Source organism: Buttiauxella selenatireducens, assembly GCF_031432975.1.
GTDB classification, from domain to species: domain Bacteria; phylum Pseudomonadota; class Gammaproteobacteria; order Enterobacterales; family Enterobacteriaceae; genus Buttiauxella; species Buttiauxella selenatireducens.
In genome coordinates this window covers 4250811-4271637 of record NZ_CP133838.1, presented here as the reverse complement: position 1 = coordinate 4271637, position 20827 = coordinate 4250811, and the positions used below count along the sequence as shown (strand labels likewise).

General features: G+C 49.1%; 19 protein-coding genes, 2 tRNA genes and 3 rRNA genes. 15 read left to right on the top strand and 9 right to left on the bottom strand.

Going from position 1 to position 20827, the window contains the following annotated elements; all coding sequences use genetic code 11:
- The first annotated feature begins 39 nt into the window (after positions 1 to 39).
- From RHD99_RS19640 to RHD99_RS19630, 3 genes are all read left to right on the top strand, one after another.
- Positions 40 to 429 carry a VOC family protein gene (locus RHD99_RS19640; RefSeq protein ID WP_183272845.1) on the top strand — a complete coding sequence of 130 codons (390 nt, stop codon included), beginning with the start codon at positions 40 to 42 and terminating at the stop codon, positions 427 to 429.
- Positions 430 to 501: 72 nt separating this feature from the next.
- Positions 502 to 1818, top strand: a complete 1317-nt coding sequence (gene tilS / locus RHD99_RS19635; RefSeq protein ID WP_309879219.1) for a tRNA lysidine(34) synthetase TilS — start codon at positions 502 to 504, stop codon at positions 1816 to 1818.
- Positions 1815 to 2126, top strand: a complete 312-nt coding sequence (locus tag RHD99_RS19630) for a c-type cytochrome (RefSeq protein WP_309876063.1) — start codon at positions 1815 to 1817, stop codon at positions 2124 to 2126. The genes tilS and RHD99_RS19630 overlap by 4 nt, the downstream gene beginning before the upstream one ends.
- A 51-nt stretch (positions 2127 to 2177) precedes the next feature.
- On the opposite strand, the gene rof is transcribed toward RHD99_RS19630, so the two are convergent.
- Together rof and RHD99_RS19620 are read right to left on the bottom strand one after the other, a co-directional pair.
- Positions 2178 to 2438: a Rho-binding antiterminator gene (gene rof / locus RHD99_RS19625; RefSeq protein ID WP_183272848.1), complete on the bottom strand. Its 261-nt coding sequence runs from the start codon at positions 2436 to 2438 to the stop codon at positions 2178 to 2180.
- Positions 2425 to 2625 (bottom strand): YaeP family protein, encoded by a 201-nt coding sequence (locus RHD99_RS19620; protein ID WP_183272849.1) that lies wholly within the window; start codon positions 2623 to 2625, stop codon positions 2425 to 2427. The genes rof and RHD99_RS19620 overlap by 14 nt, the downstream gene beginning before the upstream one ends.
- A 204-nt stretch (positions 2626 to 2829) precedes the next feature.
- Here RHD99_RS19620 and RHD99_RS19615 point away from each other — a divergent pair, with 204 nt between their 5' ends.
- Genes RHD99_RS19615 through nlpE form a run of 3 tightly spaced genes read left to right on the top strand, consistent with a single transcriptional unit; the run spans position 2830 to position 4525 of the window.
- Positions 2830 to 3372 (top strand): YaeQ family protein, encoded by a 543-nt coding sequence (locus RHD99_RS19615; protein WP_309876062.1) that lies wholly within the window; start codon positions 2830 to 2832, stop codon positions 3370 to 3372.
- Positions 3372 to 3791: an alternative ribosome rescue aminoacyl-tRNA hydrolase ArfB gene (gene arfB / locus RHD99_RS19610; protein WP_309876061.1), complete on the top strand. Its 420-nt coding sequence runs from the start codon at positions 3372 to 3374 to the stop codon at positions 3789 to 3791. Before RHD99_RS19615 ends, arfB begins: the two co-directional genes overlap by 1 nt.
- Positions 3792 to 3829: 38 nt before the next feature.
- A complete protein-coding gene (gene nlpE / locus RHD99_RS19605) occupies positions 3830 to 4525 on the top strand; it encodes an envelope stress response activation lipoprotein NlpE (protein ID WP_309876060.1) in 696 nt (231 codons plus the stop codon).
- A gap of 63 nt (positions 4526 to 4588) precedes the next feature.
- On the opposite strand, the gene proS is transcribed toward nlpE, so the two are convergent.
- The 6 genes from proS to metN form a co-directional block, all read right to left on the bottom strand.
- Positions 4589 to 6307, bottom strand: coding sequence for a proline--tRNA ligase (gene proS, locus RHD99_RS19600; RefSeq protein ID WP_309876059.1), 1719 nt, complete (start codon positions 6305 to 6307; stop codon positions 4589 to 4591).
- A 113-nt stretch (positions 6308 to 6420) separates the two neighbouring features.
- Positions 6421 to 7128, bottom strand: a complete 708-nt coding sequence (gene tsaA / locus RHD99_RS19595) for a tRNA (N6-threonylcarbamoyladenosine(37)-N6)-methyltransferase TrmO (protein ID WP_309876057.1) — start codon at positions 7126 to 7128, stop codon at positions 6421 to 6423.
- Complete coding sequence (gene rcsF / locus RHD99_RS19590) at positions 7125 to 7529, bottom strand: envelope stress sensor lipoprotein RcsF (protein ID WP_309876056.1); 405 nt, start codon at positions 7527 to 7529, stop codon at positions 7125 to 7127. Before rcsF ends, tsaA begins: the two co-directional genes overlap by 4 nt.
- 241 nt (positions 7530 to 7770) lie before the next feature.
- Positions 7771 to 8586, bottom strand: coding sequence for a methionine ABC transporter substrate-binding lipoprotein MetQ (metQ, locus tag RHD99_RS19585; protein WP_183272855.1), 816 nt, complete (start codon positions 8584 to 8586; stop codon positions 7771 to 7773).
- Between the two features lie 45 nt (positions 8587 to 8631).
- On the bottom strand, positions 8632 to 9285 hold the full coding sequence (locus tag RHD99_RS19580; RefSeq protein WP_183272856.1) for a methionine ABC transporter permease MetI: 654 nt from the start codon (positions 9283 to 9285) through the stop codon (positions 8632 to 8634).
- Positions 9278 to 10309 (bottom strand): methionine ABC transporter ATP-binding protein MetN, encoded by a 1032-nt coding sequence (metN, locus tag RHD99_RS19575; protein ID WP_309876052.1) that lies wholly within the window; start codon positions 10307 to 10309, stop codon positions 9278 to 9280. The genes RHD99_RS19580 and metN overlap by 8 nt, the downstream gene beginning before the upstream one ends.
- Before the next feature lie 188 nt (positions 10310 to 10497).
- On the opposite strand from metN, the gene gmhB reads away from it, so the two are divergent.
- From gmhB to dkgB, 7 genes are all read left to right on the top strand, one after another.
- The gene (gene gmhB, locus RHD99_RS19570) at positions 10498 to 11064 is read left to right on the top strand and encodes a D-glycero-beta-D-manno-heptose 1,7-bisphosphate 7-phosphatase (protein WP_183272858.1); all 567 of its coding nucleotides are present in this window, start codon (positions 10498 to 10500) and stop codon (positions 11062 to 11064) included.
- Between the two features lie 398 nt (positions 11065 to 11462).
- Positions 11463 to 13002 (top strand): 16S ribosomal RNA (locus tag RHD99_RS19565).
- 86 nt (positions 13003 to 13088) lie between these two features.
- Positions 13089 to 13164, top strand: a tRNA-Glu gene (locus RHD99_RS19560).
- A 218-nt stretch (positions 13165 to 13382) separates the two neighbouring features.
- Positions 13383 to 16291 (top strand): 23S ribosomal RNA (locus RHD99_RS19555).
- A gap of 116 nt (positions 16292 to 16407) precedes the next feature.
- Positions 16408 to 16523: ribosomal RNA gene (gene rrf, locus RHD99_RS19550) — 5S ribosomal RNA — on the top strand.
- Together the 16S, 23S and 5S rRNA genes with 2 tRNA genes alongside form the textbook arrangement of a ribosomal RNA operon.
- A gap of 53 nt (positions 16524 to 16576) precedes the next feature.
- A tRNA-Asp gene (locus RHD99_RS19545) sits at positions 16577 to 16653 on the top strand.
- Positions 16654 to 16830: 177 nt separating this feature from the next.
- Positions 16831 to 17634, top strand: a complete 804-nt coding sequence (dkgB, locus tag RHD99_RS19540; protein ID WP_309876048.1) for a 2,5-didehydrogluconate reductase DkgB — start codon at positions 16831 to 16833, stop codon at positions 17632 to 17634.
- A 7-nt stretch (positions 17635 to 17641) separates the two neighbouring features.
- Here the strand turns inward: dkgB and yafC are convergent, their stop codons facing one another.
- The gene (gene yafC / locus RHD99_RS19535; RefSeq protein WP_309876047.1) at positions 17642 to 18544 is read right to left on the bottom strand and encodes a DNA-binding transcriptional regulator YafC; all 903 of its coding nucleotides are present in this window, start codon (positions 18542 to 18544) and stop codon (positions 17642 to 17644) included.
- A 104-nt stretch (positions 18545 to 18648) separates the two neighbouring features.
- Here yafC and RHD99_RS19530 point away from each other — a divergent pair, with 104 nt between their 5' ends.
- Both RHD99_RS19530 and RHD99_RS19525 read left to right on the top strand, forming a co-directional pair.
- A complete protein-coding gene (locus tag RHD99_RS19530) occupies positions 18649 to 19824 on the top strand; it encodes an MFS transporter (protein ID WP_309876045.1) in 1176 nt (391 codons plus the stop codon).
- Positions 19825 to 19974: 150 nt separating this feature from the next.
- Entirely contained in the window at positions 19975 to 20778 is an 804-nt protein-coding gene (locus tag RHD99_RS19525) for an endonuclease/exonuclease/phosphatase family protein (RefSeq protein WP_183273297.1), read from the top strand.
- Positions 20779 to 20827: the final 49 nt, after the last annotated feature.

Sequence of the window (20827 nt, the reverse complement as noted above, 5' to 3'; positions counted from 1 at the left end):
GCATGATAGTTACCGTGCGGAAAAGACAAAGGAGCATTTATGCTGGGTTTAAAGCAAGTTCACCACATCGCTATCATTGCCTCGGACTACGCAATCAGTAAGCATTTTTATTGCGATATTCTGGGCTTCACGTTGCAAGCTGAAGCTTATCGCGAGGAGCGGGACTCCTGGAAAGGTGATTTGGCGCTGAATGGGCAATATGTCATCGAGCTGTTCTCATTCCCTTTTCCACCTGCGCGCCCAAGCCGCCCAGAAGCCTGCGGATTGCGCCATCTGGCATTTAGCGTTGATAACATCGACAGCGCAATTGCTCATCTTGAGAATCATGGCGTGAAATGTGAACCGGTACGTATCGATCCTTTCACGGATAAGCGTTTTACTTTCTTTAGTGACCCTGACGGGCTGCCTCTGGAGCTGTATCAGCAGTAAGTCATCCAACAGTAACGCTTGCCTCATATGACGTAGCCCAGTAACGTGCTGGGCAAATCCTTATTTAAACTACTGACTATGCAACTTCGTCCTCTAATCACATTACTGCAGCCGCACCAAAAATTGCTGGTGGCGTTTAGTGGCGGGCTGGATTCCACGGTTTTGCTTCATCAGTTAGTCACGCTGCGTGACACCCAGGTTCCTGATTATAAAATTCGTGCGATGCACATTCATCACGGCTTAAGCCATTTTGCCGAAGAATGGGTGGAACATTGCCGGAAAGTGTGTGCGCAATGGAACGTGCCATTTGAAGTAAAACGAGTGCAGCTTGCCGAAGATGGACTGGGAATTGAAGCTCACGCTCGAGCCGCACGCTATCAGGCACTGGCGGATGCATTAAAGCCTCAAGAAGTACTGCTTACAGCACAGCATCTTGACGACCAATGTGAAACTTTTTTGCTCGCCTTGAAGCGTGGGAGTGGCCCAGCGGGATTAGCCGCAATGCCTGAGCGCTTGTCTTTTGGTGATACTGAATTAATCCGTCCGTTACTTGGGCAAACACGTAAACAACTGGAAGCATGGGCGGTTGAGCACCAGTTAACGTGGATAGAAGACGAAAGTAATCAAGACGACAGCTATGATCGTAATTTCCTACGGTTACGAGTACTTCCTGAAATACAACAACGCTGGCCCCATTTCCCGCAAAGTGTGGCGCGCAGTGCTGAGTTATGTGGCGAGCAAGAGCAACTCCTTGATGAGTTGCTGGCTGAACAACTGAATAATCTGATTCAGCCTGACGGGTCGTTATTAATTGAGCCTATGCAGGCGCTAAGCGATATTCGTCGCGCTGCGCTACTGCGTCGTTGGTTTTCCCGGCAGAAAGCAGTGATGCCCTCCAGGGCCGCGCTCGTACGCGTATGGGATGAAGTGGCAACCAGCCGTGAAGATGCTAATCCGCGCTTGAAGTTTGGCGGCTATGAAGTCCGTCGTTTTCAGAAGGCATTGTATTGGCTGCCGATCAGCAACGGTCTGGCAGATGAAGTGGTTTGCTGGGCAGCCCCTTTCGAGCCATTAGCTTTGCCAGACGGTTTGGGGACTATCCAACGTGCGGCAATAGGGCAGGAAATCCGCACCCCTCAGGAGAACGAACCGGTGACGGTGCGTTTTAAAGCCTCAGGCAAGTTCCACATTGTTGGGCGCGATCGTGGGCGAAGCTTGAAAAAGATTTGGCAAGAATTAGGGATTCCGCCCTGGCAGCGGGAAAGAACTCCGCTGTTATATTATGGCGAACAATTGATAGCCGCACTGGGCGTGTTTATTACCCAGGATGGAAAGGCGACGGAACAATCATGCTGGCGTATCGACTGGCAAAAGGGAAATAAACAATGAAGAGAGTGATTATTTTTGCTGGCGCACTGTTGTGTGCTCAGCCAGTTCTGGCAAAAGGTGATGCAGCCGCCGGTGAGCAGAAAGCAGTGATGTGCGTGGCGTGTCATGGAGCGACAGGGAAAGTCTCTGTACCGATGTACCCAAATCTTGCGGGTCAAAACCAGGCGTATCTTGAGCACTCATTGCAAGCGTATAAAAAGGGCGAACGTAGCGGCGGGCAAGCTGAAGTGATGAAAGCTTATGTTAGCGGTTTGTCTGATGAGGATATTAGCAATCTGGCGGCCTACTACGCTTCAATGAAACCGTAGTAAAAAAAACGGGCAGCCTCAGGCTGCCCGCGCATGCGGATACTTTGCGTATCAGGACTCGCTGACGACGACAGTCCCAATTTCAGGATGGCTGAAACTGGTTATTTTATCGAGGCGAACTTCGCGAGTGGCACCGGCATCATCGACAATCAAATATTCGACGTTTTTACGAGACACCAGGTCACTGGCTTTCGCCTTGAAAACTTCTCCGCTCTTTAACTCCAGCGTCAATAATAAGTGATGCTGGCAGGCGAGCTCGAGATTGTCATAATCATCACAATTGATGGGTTGATAGGCATCATTCATTGACATAATCGCTCACCAGTAAGTTCGCGGCAGCATACGCCGCCTGTTCCCTAATAGATTCTGGTTGTGCTTCATCGGAAGCCACTTCGTTCAGCACCTTCAAGACGCAACCCAGTGCATCCGGAATGTAACCCAAATCTCCGCTGGCTATTTCCGCATAGCGCTTTCGTACTAATTCACAATACTTTTCCACACGCCCTCCTTTCAGAGTCCCGACCTCAGACTTAATCGTGGGATGCCAGTTAAGCCTACGAAGATAAACTCTGTTTAGCAAGGTGACTATACCACAGGCATGAAACCGATATCAGCAGCGTAACTCTCTACTATCGTGAATACATAACAGCGTTTTAGCGAGGTTTTCGTTACAATGACTGCCTAATTAGTGTGGAGAAGTGTGATGGCGTTAAAAGCGACAATCTATAAAGCGATGGTGAATGTTGCCGATCTCGATCGAAATCAGTTCCTGGATAGCAACCTGACGCTTGCGCGCCATCCCTCGGAAACACAAGAACGCATGATGTTGCGTTTGCTGGCGTGGATTAAATATGCCAACGAGCGGCTGCAATTTACCCGTGGATTAAGTGCTGAAGACGAGCCGGAAATCTGGCTGCGCAACGATCATATGGGCATCGACTTGTGGATTGAACTCGGTCTGCCAGATGAAAAACGCCTGAAAAAAGCGTGCAGCCAATCTGGTGAAGTAGCGCTGTTTACCTATAACAGCCGTGCCGCTGAAATCTGGTGGCAGCAACATCAAAATAAACTCAAGCAGTATCAGAATTTGTCTATCTGGTATCTCGATGATGAGCAGTTGGCGAAACTGTGTGAGTTCGGTACGCGTTCTATGAATTTGCAGGCCACCATTCAGGATGGCGCGATTTGGCTGTCAGATGCTGAGAATAATCTCGAAATTCACTTCACGGCCTGGCAGCATCATTAATGATTGTCGTCTCCAGGGCGGTAGCAATACCGGACAGTGAAGTCACAATTACGGCTATTCGCGCGCAAGGGGCCGGTGGTCAACATGTGAATAAAACCTCAACGGCAATCCACCTGCGTTTTGACATTCGTGCATCGAGCCTGCCAGAGTACTATAAAGAACGCTTGTTGGCGGCTAGCCACCACCTGATTACACCTGATGGTGTCGTGGTGATAAAGGCGCAAGAGTATCGTAGCCAGGAAATGAATCGTGAAGCGGCGGTGGCAAGACTCGTTTCCTTGATTCAGGAATTAACCGTTGAGCAAAAAAGTCGCCGGGCGACTCGTCCAACACGCGCATCAAAAGAGCGTCGTCTGGCATCGAAATCACTAAAATCTACGACCAAGTCTCTACGAGGAAAAGTCCGTCGTCCTGAATGACGAATGGCAAAGAAATTGACCAGCAGAAGGAAGATATGGTGAAAAAGATTCTATTGTCAGCGGTTGCTGTGTGCAGTTTGTTCGCGCTTTTTGGCTGTAATAATCGAGCCGAAGTTCAAGCGTTACAATCGACACAAGTTGCAGAGCTGCAACCCATGCAACAAAGCTACCGTGGAGTTTTACCTTGCGCAGATTGCTCAGGGATTGAAACCTCGCTGTTTTTGGAAAAAGATGGCACTTGGGTAATGAATCAACGCTATCAGGGGGCGAAAGAACCGGCAGTGTTCGCTTCTTATGGTAGCTGGGCGCGCACGGCTGATAAGTTAGTATTAACTGAGTCAGACGGTGAAAAAATCTATTTCCGCCCTAAAGGTCATAACCTGGAAACGTTGGATCGGGCAGGTAATCCAATTGAGTCAAAGCTCAATTATACATTGCAGCCGATGAAAGATGCGTTGCCAGCGACACCCATGACGATGAAAGGCATGTACAAATACATGGCTGATGCGGCGATTTTCCAGGACTGTGCGACAGGGAAAACCTTTGACGTTGCCAGCAATGCAGAACTTGAGCGAGGGTATGCAGCCGCGCGTGGTGAGGATTTCCAGCCAGTGTTGCTGGTGGTTGAAGCTCACTTTACCTTACAGGCTTCTCCCGATAGCGGTGAGTTGAGAAAAACAGTTGTTGCAGACCGGGCTGCTAAGTTCGAGCCGAAGAAAACCTGCCGCGACTAATAAGATGCATAAAAAAAGCCCCGCTAAGAAGTTAGCGGGGCTTTTTACTGAGTACCAGGGTTCTTAGCGTTTAATCTGTGCCAGCAAGAAATCAATGATTTCGCTGGTTTTGATCATTTGCTTCTCGCCTTCACGACGGTTTTTGTATTCGACTTCTTCGCTATCAAGATTACGATCGCCGATAACAACAGTGTGCGGGATACCAATAAGTTCCATATCAGCAAACATCACGCCTGGACGCTCTTTACGGTCATCCATCAATACGTCGATGCCTTTGGCACGCAGAGTCGAATACAACTCTTCAGCCAACTCTTTCACGCGGAAAGATTTGTGCATGTTCATTGGCAGGATAGCAACCTGGAACGGTGCAATCGCATCAGGCCACAGAATGCCACGGTCATCATAGTTCTGCTCAATGGCTGCCGCTACCACACGAGTGACACCGATACCGTAGCAACCCATAGTCAGTGTCTGATTACGGCCATCTTCACCTTGAACAGATGCTTTCATCGCTTCAGAGTATTTCGTGCCGAGCTGGAAGATGTGACCCACTTCGATGCCGCGTTTAATCAGCAAAGTACCTTTGCCATCAGGGCTTGGATCGCCTTCAACGACATTACGGATGTCGGCAACTTCTGGCAGCGCCACATCACGCTCCCAGTTAATACCCACGAAGTGTTTACCGTCGATATTAGCTCCGGCTGCGAAATCGCTCATCGCCGCCACAGTACGGTCAATTACCACTGGGATTGGTAGGTTAATTGGGCCAAGTGAACCTGGACCTGCTTTAACGCTTGCACGAATCTCTTCTTCAGTAGCAAAAGTCAGCGGGCTGGCAACCTGCGGCAGTTTCTCTGCCTTAACTTCATTCAGCTCGTGATCGCCACGAACCAGCAGAGCAACAAGAGGGTAAGCACTCCCTTCGGTTGCCTTAACCATCAATGTCTTAACGGTTTTTTCAACGGGCAGGTTGAACTGCTCAACCAACTCAGCGATGGTTTTTGCATTCGGAGTATCAATCTGCGTCATTTCAACAGTCGGTGCCGCACGACCACCTGCTGGTGCAACCGCTTCAGCAAATTCGATGTTAGCTGCGTAATCAGACTCAGTTGAGAAGATGACATCATCTTCTCCGCTTTGTGCCAGAACCTGGAATTCATGAGATGCGCTGCCGCCGATGGAGCCGGTATCCGCTTCTACCGCGCGGAAATCCAGACCCATACGGGTGAAGATTTTGCTGTAGGCCTGATACATCGCATCGTAAGTTTCCTGCAAAGATTCCTGAGAAGTATGGAAAGAGTAAGCATCTTTCATCAGGAATTCACGGGAACGCATCACGCCGAAACGTGGGCGCACTTCGTCACGGAACTTAGTCTGGATCTGGAAGAAGTTCAGCGGCAGTTGTTTGTAAGAGCTCAGCTCGTTACGAATCAGGTCAGTGATGACTTCTTCATGAGTTGGGCCGAGTACAAATGGGCGATCGCCGCGATCAACAAAACGCAGCAGCTCTGGGCCATACTGCTCCCAACGACCACTTTCCTGCCATAACTCTGCGGGCTGAACAACCGGCATGCTCACCTCGATGGCACCGGCGTTGTTCATTTCTTCACGCACGATGTTTTCGACTTTTTTCAGAACACGCAAACCAGTCGGCAACCAGGCATATAAACCGGAGGCGAGTTTGCGGATCATCCCGGCACGCAGCATCAGTTGATGACTGATGACTTCGGCGTCGGCTGGTGTCTCCTTTAATGTGGAGAGCAGATATTGGCTAGTACGCATGTTGTTACGGTTCCATTTGAACGGCAGATAACTGGCTACCTAAGTAGCCTGATGCAAAATAAGTGAATTAGTTTACCAGTGTGGCAGAGATGTCAAAAGAGAAGGGTGATAAATTAACGAGCTTCGAGAGCAAACACTTCTGAACCCTGATCGGTTACACGCCAGCGAACGTTAAAATCCAACAATAAAACAGCGTAGGTTTTACCGACTTCCTCACCTTTACGGTACGCAGGACGAGGGTCCTGTGCCAGTACCTGACTGATAAAACGTTCAATGTGGGGATAGCGCTTATCAAGCTGTGATAGTTGTTGCTGCACTTCAGCCGTGAAGTAAACAGGCATATCGGCTACAGGGGCGTTTTGCGCGTACCCGGCAAGAGCCTGTGGTACGGCTTCGGCAAACGGCAAATAGGGTTTGATATCAACGATTGGTGTACCGTCGACCAAATCCAGACTACCAAGCTGCAAAATGACCTGATCTTTTTGGCAGCGAATCCCTTTCAGTTCAACTAATGACATCCCGATGGGATTGGGTCGGAATGTTGAGCGCGTAGCGAAAACCCCCACCCGTGCATTGCCACCCAGGCGAGGAGGGCGCACCGTGGGCCGCCAACCGCCCTCCATCGTTTGATGAAAAACAAATAGCAGCCATAAATGACTAAAACCTTCGAGGCCACGAACCGCATCGGCCACGTTATACGGTGGCAGAAAATGCAACTCGCCACCGCCATCAGCGACCAAACCTGGTTGGCGAGGAACGGCAAACTTCTCTTTATAAGGGGAGTGAATTACGCCGATTTGCTCGAAACGAAAAGCTGTCATTTTGCGGAAACATTCAATGCCGAACCGACACAAACGGCCTGACGGTAGCAACCTGGTGTGCCGCTCGTGACATCACAGCTATGCAACAGCACCGCGTTTGCTTTCATCTTTGATGCATTGATTTGCAAGCGTTTACGGGCCGTTGGGATATTAGGTGGGGAATCCTGATTGCTCACCTGGCATGATTCGCCGCTTACTTCACCGAGATCGCGGAAAGGTTTACCCACTAACTCTTCAGCATTGGTATAGATTTTTACCGGTGCAGGACGCACTGCTTTTGGTTTAGCAGGTTCGGTTTTCGGCGGTGTTACGGTGCTTTGAACAGGTTCAACAGGGGATCTGTCTAGCATGGTACAGCCGCTCAGCATGACGGCTAATAAACAGATCGGTAAAGCACGCATAATTTTTCCTCAATGAATGATAAAACGTGATTATTGAATCAAGCTATTGCACAAATAACAAGACGGGCATTAGCCCGTCTTAGATTATTTACGCAAAAATCCCCGTTGTCTTTCGAGTAGCATGTGCGTTGACTGCGTTCAATCGCCCGAATCACTTACTCAAGTAAGCTCATCGGGACTCTTTCTCTTGCCGCCTTCCTGCAATTCGAAATCCATTGGGTTTAAATAGAAGAATGGAAACTTACCAGCCTTTTACTGCGCCGCCGTTAAAGACTTTGTTTGCAGCTTCGTAAACTTCGTCAGACTGGTAAGCCTGAACGAATTTCTTCACGTTTTCTGCGTCTTTGTTATCTTCGCGGGAAACGATCAGGTTCACGTATGGAGAGTCTTTATCTTCAACGAAGATACCGTCCTTCGCAGGAGTCAGGCCAATCTGGCTTGCGTAAGTGGTGTTGATAATAGCCAGAGCGATCTGAGCATCGTCCAGAGAACGTGGTAACTGAGGAGCTTCCAGTTCAACCAGTTTCAGATTTTTAGGATTCTCAGTAACGTCCAGGACGGTTGGCAGCAGACCAACGCCATCTTTCAATTTAATCAAACCTTGTTTTTGCAGCAGCAGCAATGAACGGCCAAGGTTAGTTGGGTCGTTTGGCAGAGCGATCTGCGCGCCAGCTTGCAGTTCATCCACTGATTTGATTTTTTTAGAGTAGCCAGCAATTGGGTAAACGAAAGTATTACCTACAGATACCAGTTTGTAGCCACGATCTTTGATCTGCTGATCCAGGTATGGTTTGTGCTGGAAGGCGTTAGCATCGATATCGCCTTTGCTCAGCGCTTCGTTAGGCAGAACATAGTCGTTAAAGGTAACCAGCTCAACATCCAGGCCGTATTTCTCTTTTGCAACTTTCTGTGCAACTTCGGCAACCTGCTGCTCGGCACCAACAATGACGCCAACTTTAATATGGTTTGGATCTTTTTCGTCCTGACCACAACCCACGAGTGCCAGAGAACCAATCAGAGCACCAACTGCCGCAAAGGTTTTAAATTTAAAAGACATATCCTTTCCTTACTATGTGTAAAAAACGATGTTGTGTTGAACGTATTATTTGTGAGTCACAGCCCGGACGATACGATCGCCAGAGAATTGAATTAAATACACTAATACTACCAATAACACTAATACCGTATTCATCACGGTAGCGTTATAACCGATATAACCATATTGATAACCAATCTGACCTAAGCCACCGGCACCAACAGCACCACCCATCGCGGAATAGCCAACGAGTGTAATCAGCGTAATGGTTGCAGCATTCACCAGACCTGGTAGCGCTTCTGGCAGCAGAACTTTGCGGATGATCTGCATCGGAGTCGCGCCCATTGCGCGTGATGCTTCAATCAGGCCTGATGGAATTTCCAGCAGAGCATTTTCTACCATACGTGCAATGAACGGTGCAGCACCGACCGTTAACGGAACGATAGCGGCTTGCAAACCAATTGAGGTTCCGACAATGGTACGGGTAAATGGAATCATCCATACCAGTAATATAATGAATGGAATCGAGCGGAAGATATTCACTAATGCTGACAGGCTGTTATAAAGCTTGCTGTTCGCACTGATTTGCCCTGGTCGCGTAATATAGAGGAGGACGCCAACAGGCAAGCCGAGAACGAAGCCAAAGAAGCCAGACACGAAAGTCATTGCCAGCGTTTCATACACTCCTTTAAGGAGTAACCACATCATTGGCTCAGACATAACCCAGCACCTCTACTTTTACATGTTGCTGCTGAAGGTAAGCAATAGCAGCGTCCATATCCTGATGTTCTCCATGCAATTCGCACAGCATAATCCCGAATTTTACTCCACCGGCGTAATCCATCTGCGCACTGATAATATTGCTGTTCACATTAAAACGGCGGGCGGTTTCGGAAAGTAACGGCGCATCAACCGATTGTCCGGTAAATTCCAGGCGCAGCAGCGGGAAGGTTTCGCCGTTCTTCTGCGTGCTTAAGCGTTGTGCGTAGTCTTCAGGAATATCCAGATGCAAGGTGGATTGAATAAACTGTTGTGCAAGTGGTGTCTTAGGATGGGAGAACACTTCGCTTACGGTATCTTGTTCTATCAATTCACCATCACTGATGACCGCGACGCAATCACAGATACGTTTTACGACATCCATTTCGTGGGTAATTAACAGAATAGTCAGGCCAAGCCGACGGTTGATATCTTTCAACAACTCGAGAATCGAACGCGTAGTTGCCGGGTCAAGAGCGCTGGTGGCCTCATCGCACAACAGAACTTTAGGGTTGCTTGCCAGCGCACGAGCAATCGCAACGCGTTGCTTTTGTCCGCCGGACAGATTGGCCGGGTAAGCATCGTGCTTTTCGCTCAGCCCGACTAAATCGAGTAATTCGGAAACGCGGCGCTTAATTTCTTCGCGTGGTGTATTGTCCAGCTCTAACGGTAATGCGACGTTGCCGTAAACGGTACGGGAAGAGAGCAGGTTAAAGTGCTGGAAAATCATACCAATCTGACGACGTGCTTTAGTGAGCTGGCCTTCAGACAGAGTCGTCAATTCCTGGCCATCGACCAGAACAGAACCTTGTGTTGGGCGCTCAAGCAGATTCACGCAGCGAATCAACGTGCTTTTCCCTGCACCTGATGCGCCAATCACGCCATAAATTTGCCCAGCAGGAACATGCAAGCTGACGTCATTCAACGCCTGTATGCTGCGGTTACCTTGCTGGAACACTTTGGTGATATTTGAAAGTTTAATCATTAGGTTATTTATTATCGTATGAGTGTAAGCCGTGGAATATTCTGCTGCCGATAACGGGCGATGACCGCCATCGGTATGGATGTTAAGGCATCCAGACGTCTAAATCAATCGAGGATTGATTGTCTGTTCTCGCCCAAATAGTAATTCATGCGATACTACACCAAATCCCCAGTATCAGGAGTTTCCAAGTGGCACAGTCTATTCCCGCTATTTTTCTCGATCGTGATGGCACCATTAATGTTGATCATGGTTATGTTCATGAAGTTGACCAGTTCGAGTTCATTGATGGTGTGATTGACGCAATGCGCGAGTTAAAAGCAATGGGCTATGCGTTAGTTCTCGTCACCAACCAATCGGGTATCGCCCGTGGCATGTTTACTGAAGCTGATTTTGAAAATCTGACTGAGTGGATGGATTGGTCTTTGGCTGACCGTGGCGTTGACCTTGATGGTATCTACTATTGTCCGCATCACCCTGAAGCAATAGTAGAAGAGTTTCGCCAAACTTGTGATTGTCGTAAACCGCAACCGGGCATGCTGCTCTCAGCACAAGAGTTTCTTCATATAGATATGGCTTCTTCTTATATGGTGGGTGACAAATTAGAAGACATGCAGGCAGCTTCAGCGGCACAGGTAGGAACAAAAGTACTGGTACGCAGCGGCAAACAGGTCACTGAACAAAGCGAAGCGGCGGCGGATTTTGTCATCAATAGCCTTGCAGAGCTGCCAAAAGCGATAAAAGCGCGTCAAAAATAGACGTAACGCTCAAAAAATGAACGCTTAGTAATTATTTTGAAAATAGGGGGTTGTCAGCTTCCAGAAAATCCCTATACTGCGCCTCCACTGACACGGCACAACGGCTTACAAACCGGCCCGTCAGTCAGATGAAAAGCGAAAATAAACGCTTGACTCTGAAAGAGGAAAGCGTAATATACGCCACCTCGAGTTAGCAAGCGAAAGCGCGTAACTCACTGCTCTTTAACAATTTATCAGACAATCTGTGTGGGCACTCGCAGGATTGATATCTCAGATACCTTCGGGTATCAAAAAAATATCAAGTCTTGAAGAGTGACCAAGCAGTAATTCATTTAGTTGAATTATTACGAAAGTTAATTTTTGAGCACCGCTTCACGAGTTGAAGCAAATCAAGCTTTTAATTGAAGAGTTTGATCATGGCTCAGATTGAACGCTGGCGGCAGGCCTAACACATGCAAGTCGAGCGGTAGCACAGGGAGCTTGCTCCTGGGTGACGAGCGGCGGACGGGTGAGTAATGTCTGGGAAACTGCCTGATGGAGGGGGATAACTACTGGAAACGGTAGCTAATACCGCATAACGTCTTCGGACCAAAGTGGGGGACCTTCGGGCCTCATGCCATCAGATGTGCCCAGATGGGATTAGCTAGTAGGTGGGGTAATGGCTCACCTAGGCGACGATCCCTAGCTGGTCTGAGAGGATGACCAGCCACACTGGAACTGAGACACGGTCCAGACTCCTACGGGAGGCAGCAGTGGGGAATATTGCACAATGGGCGCAAGCCTGATGCAGCCATGCCGCGTGTATGAAGAAGGCCTTCGGGTTGTAAAGTACTTTCAGCGAGGAGGAAGGCATTGTGGTTAATAACCGCAGTGATTGACGTTACTCGCAGAAGAAGCACCGGCTAACTCCGTGCCAGCAGCCGCGGTAATACGGAGGGTGCAAGCGTTAATCGGAATTACTGGGCGTAAAGCGCACGCAGGCGGTTTGTTAAGTCAGATGTGAAATCCCCGGGCTCAACCTGGGAACTGCATTTGAAACTGGCAAGCTTGAGTCTTGTAGAGGGGGGTAGAATTCCAGGTGTAGCGGTGAAATGCGTAGAGATCTGGAGGAATACCGGTGGCGAAGGCGGCCCCCTGGACAAAGACTGACGCTCAGGTGCGAAAGCGTGGGGAGCAAACAGGATTAGATACCCTGGTAGTCCACGCCGTAAACGATGTCGACTTGGAGGTTGTTCCCTTGAGGAGTGGCTTCCGGAGCTAACGCGTTAAGTCGACCGCCTGGGGAGTACGGCCGCAAGGTTAAAACTCAAATGAATTGACGGGGGCCCGCACAAGCGGTGGAGCATGTGGTTTAATTCGATGCAACGCGAAGAACCTTACCTACTCTTGACATCCAGAGAATTCGCTAGAGATAGCTTAGTGCCTTCGGGAACTCTGAGACAGGTGCTGCATGGCTGTCGTCAGCTCGTGTTGTGAAATGTTGGGTTAAGTCCCGCAACGAGCGCAACCCTTATCCTTTGTTGCCAGCGGTTCGGCCGGGAACTCAAAGGAGACTGCCAGTGATAAACTGGAGGAAGGTGGGGATGACGTCAAGTCATCATGGCCCTTACGAGTAGGGCTACACACGTGCTACAATGGCGCATACAAAGAGAAGCGACCTCGCGAGAGCAAGCGGACCTCATAAAGTGCGTCGTAGTCCGGATCGGAGTCTGCAACTCGACTCCGTGAAGTCGGAATCGCTAGTAATCGTAGATCAGAATGCTACGGTGAATACGTTCCCGGGCCTTGTACACACCGCCCGTCACACCATGGGAGTGGGTTGCAAAAGAAGTAGGTAGCTTAACCTTCGGGAGGGCGCTTACCACTTTGTGATTCATGACTGGGGTGAAGTCGTAACAAGGTAACCGTAGGGGAACCTGCGGTTGGATCACCTCCTTACCTGAAAGATACAAACCCGCGTAGTGCTCACACAGATTGTCTGATGAAAGTAAAGAAGCAAGGCGTCTTGCGAGTGAGACTTCAGTGTCCCCTTCGTCTAGAGGCCCAGGACACCGCCCTTTCACGGCGGTAACAGGGGTTCGAATCCCCTAGGGGACGCCACTTGCTGGTTTGTGAGTGAAAGTCACCGACCTCAATATCTCAAAACTGACTTAACAGTCACGTTTGAGATATTTGCTCTTTAAAAATCTGGAACAAGCTGAAAATTGAAACGACACACTGTGTCTGTTCTCCGTAATAAGAACAGATAAGCGGTGTGTTCGAGTCTCTCAAATTTTCACAATATCGATTGTGTCTTACGAGACATCTTCGGGTTGTGAGGTTAAGCGACTAAGCGTACACGGTGGATGCCCTGGCAGTCAGAGGCGATGAAGGACGTGCTAATCTGCGATAAGCGTCGGTAAGGTGATATGAACCGTTATAACCGACGATTTCCGAATGGGGAAACCCAGTGTGATTCGTCACACTATCGTTAAGTGAATACATAGCTTAACGAAGCGAACCGGGGGAACTGAAACATCTAAGTACCCCGAGGAAAAGAAATCAACCGAGATTCCCCCAGTAGCGGCGAGCGAACGGGGAGCAGCCCAGAGTCTGAATCAGTTTGTGCATTAGTGGAAGCGTCTGGAAAGTCGCAGGGTACAGGGTGATACTCCCGTACACAAAAATGCACTTGCTGTGAACTCGAAGAGTAGGGCGGGACACGTGGTATCCTGTCTGAATATGGGGGGACCATCCTCCAAGGCTAAATACTCCTGACTGACCGATAGTGAACCAGTACCGTGAGGGAAAGGCGAAAAGAACCCCGGCGAGGGGAGTGAAACAGAACCTGAAACCGTGTACGTACAAGCAGTGGGAGCCTCTTTTATGGGGTGACTGCGTACCTTTTGTATAATGGGTCAGCGACTTATATTCTGTAGCAAGGTTAACCGTATAGGGGAGCCGCAGGGAAACCGAGTCTTAACTGGGCGTTAAGTTGCAGGGTATAGACCCGAAACCCGGTGATCTAGCCATGGGCAGGTTGAAGGTTGGGTAACACTAACTGGAGGACCGAACCGACTAATGTTGAAAAATTAGCGGATGACTTGTGGCTGGGGGTGAAAGGCCAATCAAACCGGGAGATAGCTGGTTCTCCCCGAAAGCTATTTAGGTAGCGCCTCGTGAACTCATCTTCGGGGGTAGAGCACTGTTTCGGCTAGGGGGCCATCCCGGCTTACCAACCCGATGCAAACTACGAATACCGAAGAATGTTATCACGGGAGACACACGGCGGGTGCTAACGTCCGTCGTGAAGAGGGAAACAACCCAGACCGCCAGCTAAGGTCCCAAAGTCATGGTTAAGTGGGAAACGATGTGGGAAGGCACAGACAGCCAGGATGTTGGCTTAGAAGCAGCCATCATTTAAAGAAAGCGTAATAGCTCACTGGTCGAGTCGGCCTGCGCGGAAGATGTAACGGGGCTAAACCATGCACCGAAGCTGCGGCAGCGACGCTTAGGCGTTGTTGGGTAGGGGAGCGTTCTGTAAGCCGTTGAAGCTGGACTGTGAGGTCTGGTGGAGGTATCAGAAGTGCGAATGCTGACATAAGTAACGATAAAGCGGGTGAAAAGCCCGCTCGCCGGAAGACCAAGGGTTCCTGTCCAACGTTAATCGGGGCAGGGTGAGTCGACCCCTAAGGCGAGGCCGAAAGGCGTAGTCGATGGGAAACAGGTTAATATTCCTGTACTCGGTGTTACTGCGAAGGGGGGACGGAGAAGGCTATGTTAGCCGGGCGACGGTTGTCCCGGTTTAAGCATGTAGGCGGAGAGTTTAGGTAAATCCGGACTCTTATCTAACGCTGAGGTGTGATGACGAGGCACTACGGTGCTGAAGTAACAAATGCCCTGCTTCCAGGAAAAGCCTCTAAGCATCAGGTAACATCAAATCGTACCCCAAACCGACACAGGTGGTCAGGTAGAGAATACCAAGGCGCTTGAGAGAACTCGGGTGAAGGAACTAGGCAAAATGGTGCCGTAACTTCGGGAGAAGGCACGCTGTCGGTAAGTGAAGCGATTTACTCGTGGAGCTGAAGGCAGTCGAAGATACCAGCTGGCTGCAACTGTTTATTAAAAACACAGCACTGTGCAAACACGAAAGTGGACGTATACGGTGTGACGCCTGCCCGGTGCCGGAAGGTTAATTGATGGGGTTATCCGTAAGGAGAAGCTCTTGATCGAAGCCCCGGTAAACGGCGGCCGTAACTATAACGGTCCTAAGGTAGCGAAATTCCTTGTCGGGTAAGTTCCGACCTGCACGAATGGCGTAATGATGGCCAGGCTGTCTCCACCCGAGACTCAGTGAAATTGAAATCGCTGTGAAGATGCAGTGTACCCGCGGCAAGACGGAAAGACCCCGTGAACCTTTACTATAGCTTGACACTGAACATTGAGCCTTGATGTGTAGGATAGGTGGGAGGCTTTGAAGCGTGGACGCCAGTCTGCGTGGAGCCAACCTTGAAATACCACCCTTTAATGTTTGATGTTCTAACGTAGACCCGTGATCCGGGTTGCGGACAGTGTCTGGTGGGTAGTTTGACTGGGGCGGTCTCCTCCTAAAGCGTAACGGAGGAGCACGAAGGTTAGCTAATCACGGTCGGACATCGTGAGGTTAGTGCAAAGGCATAAGCTAGCTTGACTGCGAGAGTGACGGCTCGAGCAGGTGCGAAAGCAGGTCTTAGTGATCCGGTGGTTCTGAATGGAAGGGCCATCGCTCAACGGATAAAAGGTACTCCGGGGATAACAGGCTGATACCGCCCAAGAGTTCATATCGACGGCGGTGTTTGGCACCTCGATGTCGGCTCATCACATCCTGGGGCTGAAGTAGGTCCCAAGGGTATGGCTGTTCGCCATTTAAAGTGGTACGCGAGCTGGGTTTAGAACGTCGTGAGACAGTTCGGTCCCTATCTGCCGTGGGCGCTGGAGAATTGAGGGGGGCTGCTCCTAGTACGAGAGGACCGGAGTGGACGCATCACTGGTGTTCGGGTTGTCATGCCAATGGCATTGCCCGGTAGCTAAATGCGGAAAAGATAAGCGCTGAAAGCATCTAAGCGCGAAACTTGCCCCGAGATGAATTCTCCCTGGGAACTTGATTCCCCTGAAGGAACGTTGAAGACTACGACGTTGATAGGCTGGGTGTGTAAGCGTAGCGATACGTTGAGCTAACCAGTACTAATGATCCGTGAGGCTTAACCTTACAACACCGAAGGTGTTTTAAGAATAATGAGAAAGACACTTTAATTTTCAGCTTAATTCCAAGATTTTAAGTTAATGGTCATATGAAAATATGACGGTTAATGAAAACAGAATATGCCTGGCGGCAACAGCGCGGTGGTCCCACCTGACCCCATGCCGAACTCAGAAGTGAAACGCCGTAGCGCCGATGGTAGTGTGGGGTCTCCCCATGCGAGAGTAGGGAACTGCCAGGCTCCAAATTCAAGAAGTAAATCAGGGTGTACCCTGATGTTGTAAGAAATTCGGTGGAGCGGTAGTTCAGTCGGTTAGAATACCTGCCTGTCACGCAGGGGGTCGCGGGTTCGAGTCCCGTCCGTTCCGCCACTTATTAAGCCCTGAGTCTTTTAGACTCAGGGCTTTTTTCTTGTCTAAAATTTAGCAAAAACTCTCCTATTGTTGCGTTTAACGCAAATATCTTGTGCGTTTATCTGTCTTTTTCAGCAAAGTTACTACCGCCATAATCCTCGTATTAACAACACATACCCCCTAACGAGGTAAATAATGACAATTCCTGCATTTGGTTTAGGTACTTTTCGCTTAAAAGACGACGTAGTTATCGCATCAGTAAAAACAGCTTTAGAGTTGGGTTATCGCAGTATTGATACCGCACAAATCTATGACAACGAAGCGGCTGTAGGGCAGGCGATTGAGGAAAGTGGCGTGGCTCGTGAAGCGCTATTTATCACTACCAAAATCTGGATTGAGAATCTTGGCAAAGACAAGCTCATCCCAAGCTTGAAAGAAAGTTTACGTAAATTGCGTACTGATTATGTCGATTTGGTGCTCATTCACTGGCCTTCACCAAAAGATTCCGTTCCGGTAGCAGAGTTTATGCAGGCACTCCTGGAAGCAAAAAATGAAGGTCTGACGCGCCAAATTGGCATCTCTAACTTCACCATAGACCTGATGCAACAGGCTATTGATGCAGTCGGTGTTGAGAATATCGCGACTAATCAAATTGAGCTTTCACCTTACCTGCAGAACCGTAAAGTAGTTGAGTGGGCACACGAACATGATATCCACGTCACCTCTTATATGACGCTTGCATATGGGAAAGCATTAGCAGATGAAGTCATAGGCCGGATTGCTAAGAAACATGATGCAACCCCAGCGCAGGTAATTTTGGCATGGGCAATGGCGCAGGGTTACTCAGTCATTCCTTCATCTACAAAACGAGAGAATCTGCAAAGCAACCTACAAGCGCAGACTCTAACTCTGGACGTTGATGATCTCGCTGCTATTGCGGCACTGGATTGCAATGATCGTCTGGTTAGCCCGGAAGGGTTGGCTCCAGACTGGGATTAATTTTCCATTACAGCCCCTTCGAGGGCTGTTGAACGTGTTCACTTAGAAAATCAATGAATGCTCGAATGCGGCTACTTACGGCTCGATCGCTGTAATACACCGCACTAAATGGCATTTCAACAGGTAAAAGCCTGTCATCCAGTAGCTCAACAAACTTTCCTTCCGCTATTTCTTTATTAATCATATAGTCTGAAAGGCATGCGATGCCATTTCCCATCAGACAAAGTTGCTTAAGTGTTTCACCACTATTCGATGTTATCCCCGCAGTTATGTCATAAGGCAGCCCATCTGCCTGCGCGACGGGCCACTTATTCAGGCTCTCTGTCTCTGAGAAACCAAGACAAATATGATCCTGAAGATCCTCAGCACTTTGTGGTATGCCGTACTGCGCTAAATATTCCGGAGAGGCGATAATTTTACGGCGGCTGGCAAAAAGTGGTCTGGCTCGAAGCGTGGAGTCCGTCAGCGTGCCCACGCGAATGGCCACATCTACTTTTCTCTCAATCAGGTTGATGAATGTCTCTGAAGAGATGAGCGAGAGTGTTACTTCCGGATAACGTTCGCGAAAGGGCTTAATAAGCGGCATTAAGAGATGCAGCATTACTGGCGTTGCCGCATCAATGCGTAGTAGACCACGTGGACTTTGCCGTGTTTCCATCAGCTCATTCTCTGCCGCTGCCATTTCCTGCAAAACCTGCTGCACGCGTCGGAAATAGCGTTCGCCTTCCTCAGTCAGACTCAATTGGCGCGTTGTGCGATTTAGCAGACTCACACCTAATTTCATTTCTAATTTCTTTACCGAGCGGCTTACAGCTGAATTAGCCAGCTCGAGCTGAGTCGCTGCGCGGCTAAAACTTCCGCTTTCCACTACTGCGACAAAAATCGCCAGTTCATCAGAGGTCGCTTTCATTATTGCTCCTGAAGCAAAATTGTATTGATATTTTGCATATTTTTGTTATTTAACCATCTTGCCATACTGCGTGTCATCAAAAGACACCTGCTATGGAGTAAATCATGCCTCTGGCACTACTGGCGCTGACTATCAGTGCATTCGCAATCGGTACTACCGAATTCGTTATTGTTGGGCTCGTACCCACTATTGCTGACCAACTTTCAATTTCATTGCCCTCTGCTGGGCTGTTGGTTTCAATTTATGCATTAGGTGTTGCGGTCGGGGCTCCTGTATTGACTGCATTAACCGGAAAACTACCTCGTAAGCAGTTGCTGATTGGTCTGATGGTACTTTTCACCGCAGGCAATTTGTTAGCCTGGCTTTCTCCAAACTATGAAACATTAGTTATTGCTCGTCTGCTGACTGGTCTGGCACACGGTGTCTTCTTCTCTGTGGGGTCCACCATTGCAACCAGCCTTGTACCTAAGGAGAAAGCAGCCTCAGCAATCGCGATTATGTTTGGTGGTTTAACCGTTGCCCTTGTGACAGGTGTTCCATTGGGGACATTTATCGGTCAGCATTTTGGATGGCGTGAAACCTTCCTCGCGGTTTCTGTCATTGGTGTCATCGCTTTAATTAGCAGCACTATTCTGATCCCTAAAAACATCCCAACTCGAGCCGTTGCCAGTTTGAAAGATCAATTGAAAGTGATGACCCATCCGCGCTTGTTGATCATTTATGCGATAACAGCACTGGGTTATGGCGGCGTGTTTACCGCATTTACTTTCCTGGCCCCAATGATGCAAAACCTTGCAGGTTATTCTCCAGCAGCCGTTAGTTGGATTTTATTGGGATACGGAGTCTCTGTTGCGATTGGTAATATTTGGGGTGGGAAACTTGCCGACCGTCATGGTGCAGTGTCTGCGTTAAAGTTCATTTTTACAGCACTTGCTGCATTACTGCTGGTCTTCCAGTTCACCGCGAGCTCGCATATTGGTGCTTTAGTCACTGTGTTGGTGATGGGTATTTTCGCCTTCGGTAATGTGCCTGGATTGCAGGTGTACGTAGTGCAAAAAGCTGAGGAATACACTCCAAATGCAGTCGATGTTGCCTCTGGATTGAATATCGCCGCATTTAATATAGGGATAGCATTAGGATCGGTTATTGGCGGTCAAACAGTGCAAAGCTTTGGTTTGGCGCAAACGCCATGGATCGGTGCGGTGATTGTTGCTGGTGCATTACTTCTGATTAACTTAAGTGGGCGTCTCGACACGCGTCGTGAAGTTGCTATCGGTTAACCTGCACGAACAAGGCTGTTAGCAAATACTTACGGTCTTGTTCACCAATGGTTTGAATTGGTCGTTGAAACTCAGACCTAAAGTCCCTATAACTGAATGACAGCCTTCGATTTGGAGGCTTCTTTGGTTACAGAGGTCATTAGTAAAAACGTGCGCAAAAATACTTATGCCATGAGATATGTTGCCGGTCAGCCAGCAGAACGCATTCTGCCTCCTGGCTCCTTTGCAACTATCGGTCAGGCATTGCCGCCCGGAGAACCATTGCCAAGTGAAGGATCCTTAAAAGTATTAGTATGGAATATCTTCAAGCAGCAGCGAGCTGAATGGCTTTCGGTGCTGCAAAACTTCGGTAAAGATGCGCATCTGGTTTTATTGCAAGAGGCGCAAACGACTCCTGAACTCGTTAAGTTTGCCACCAGTAATTATCTGGCTGCAGATCAGGTGCCGGCATTTGTCTTGCCGCAGCATCCTTCAGGTGTCATGACGTTGTCTGCTGCTCATCCTGTTTATTGCTGTCCATTACGTGAGCGTGAGCCGATTTTACGGCTGTCAAAATCTGCGTTAGTGACCGTTTATCCTTTGCCTGATGGCCGCCTGCTGATGGTAGTTAATATTCATGCTGTGAATTTCAGTCTGGGCGTGGATGTTTACAGCAAACAACTTGGACCCATTGGCGATCAGATTGGTCACCATAACGGGCCGGTTATCATGGCGGGGGATTTTAATGCCTGGAGTCGCCCGCGCATGAATGCGCTTTACCGCTTTGCTCGCGATATGACGTTACGCGAAGTACGCTTCACCGATGACCATCGTCGTCGTGCTTTTGGCCGTCCACTCGATTTTGTGTTTTACCGTGGTTTAAACGTCACAGAAGCTTCTGTTCTGGTCACTCGTGCATCCGATCACAACCCTCTACTCGTCGAATTCCGTCCCGGCATACCTGAGCTTAAGTAGGGTTAGTCAGGTCTGCCAATGGGCAGACCTCGGTGCTGCCCTTACTTAT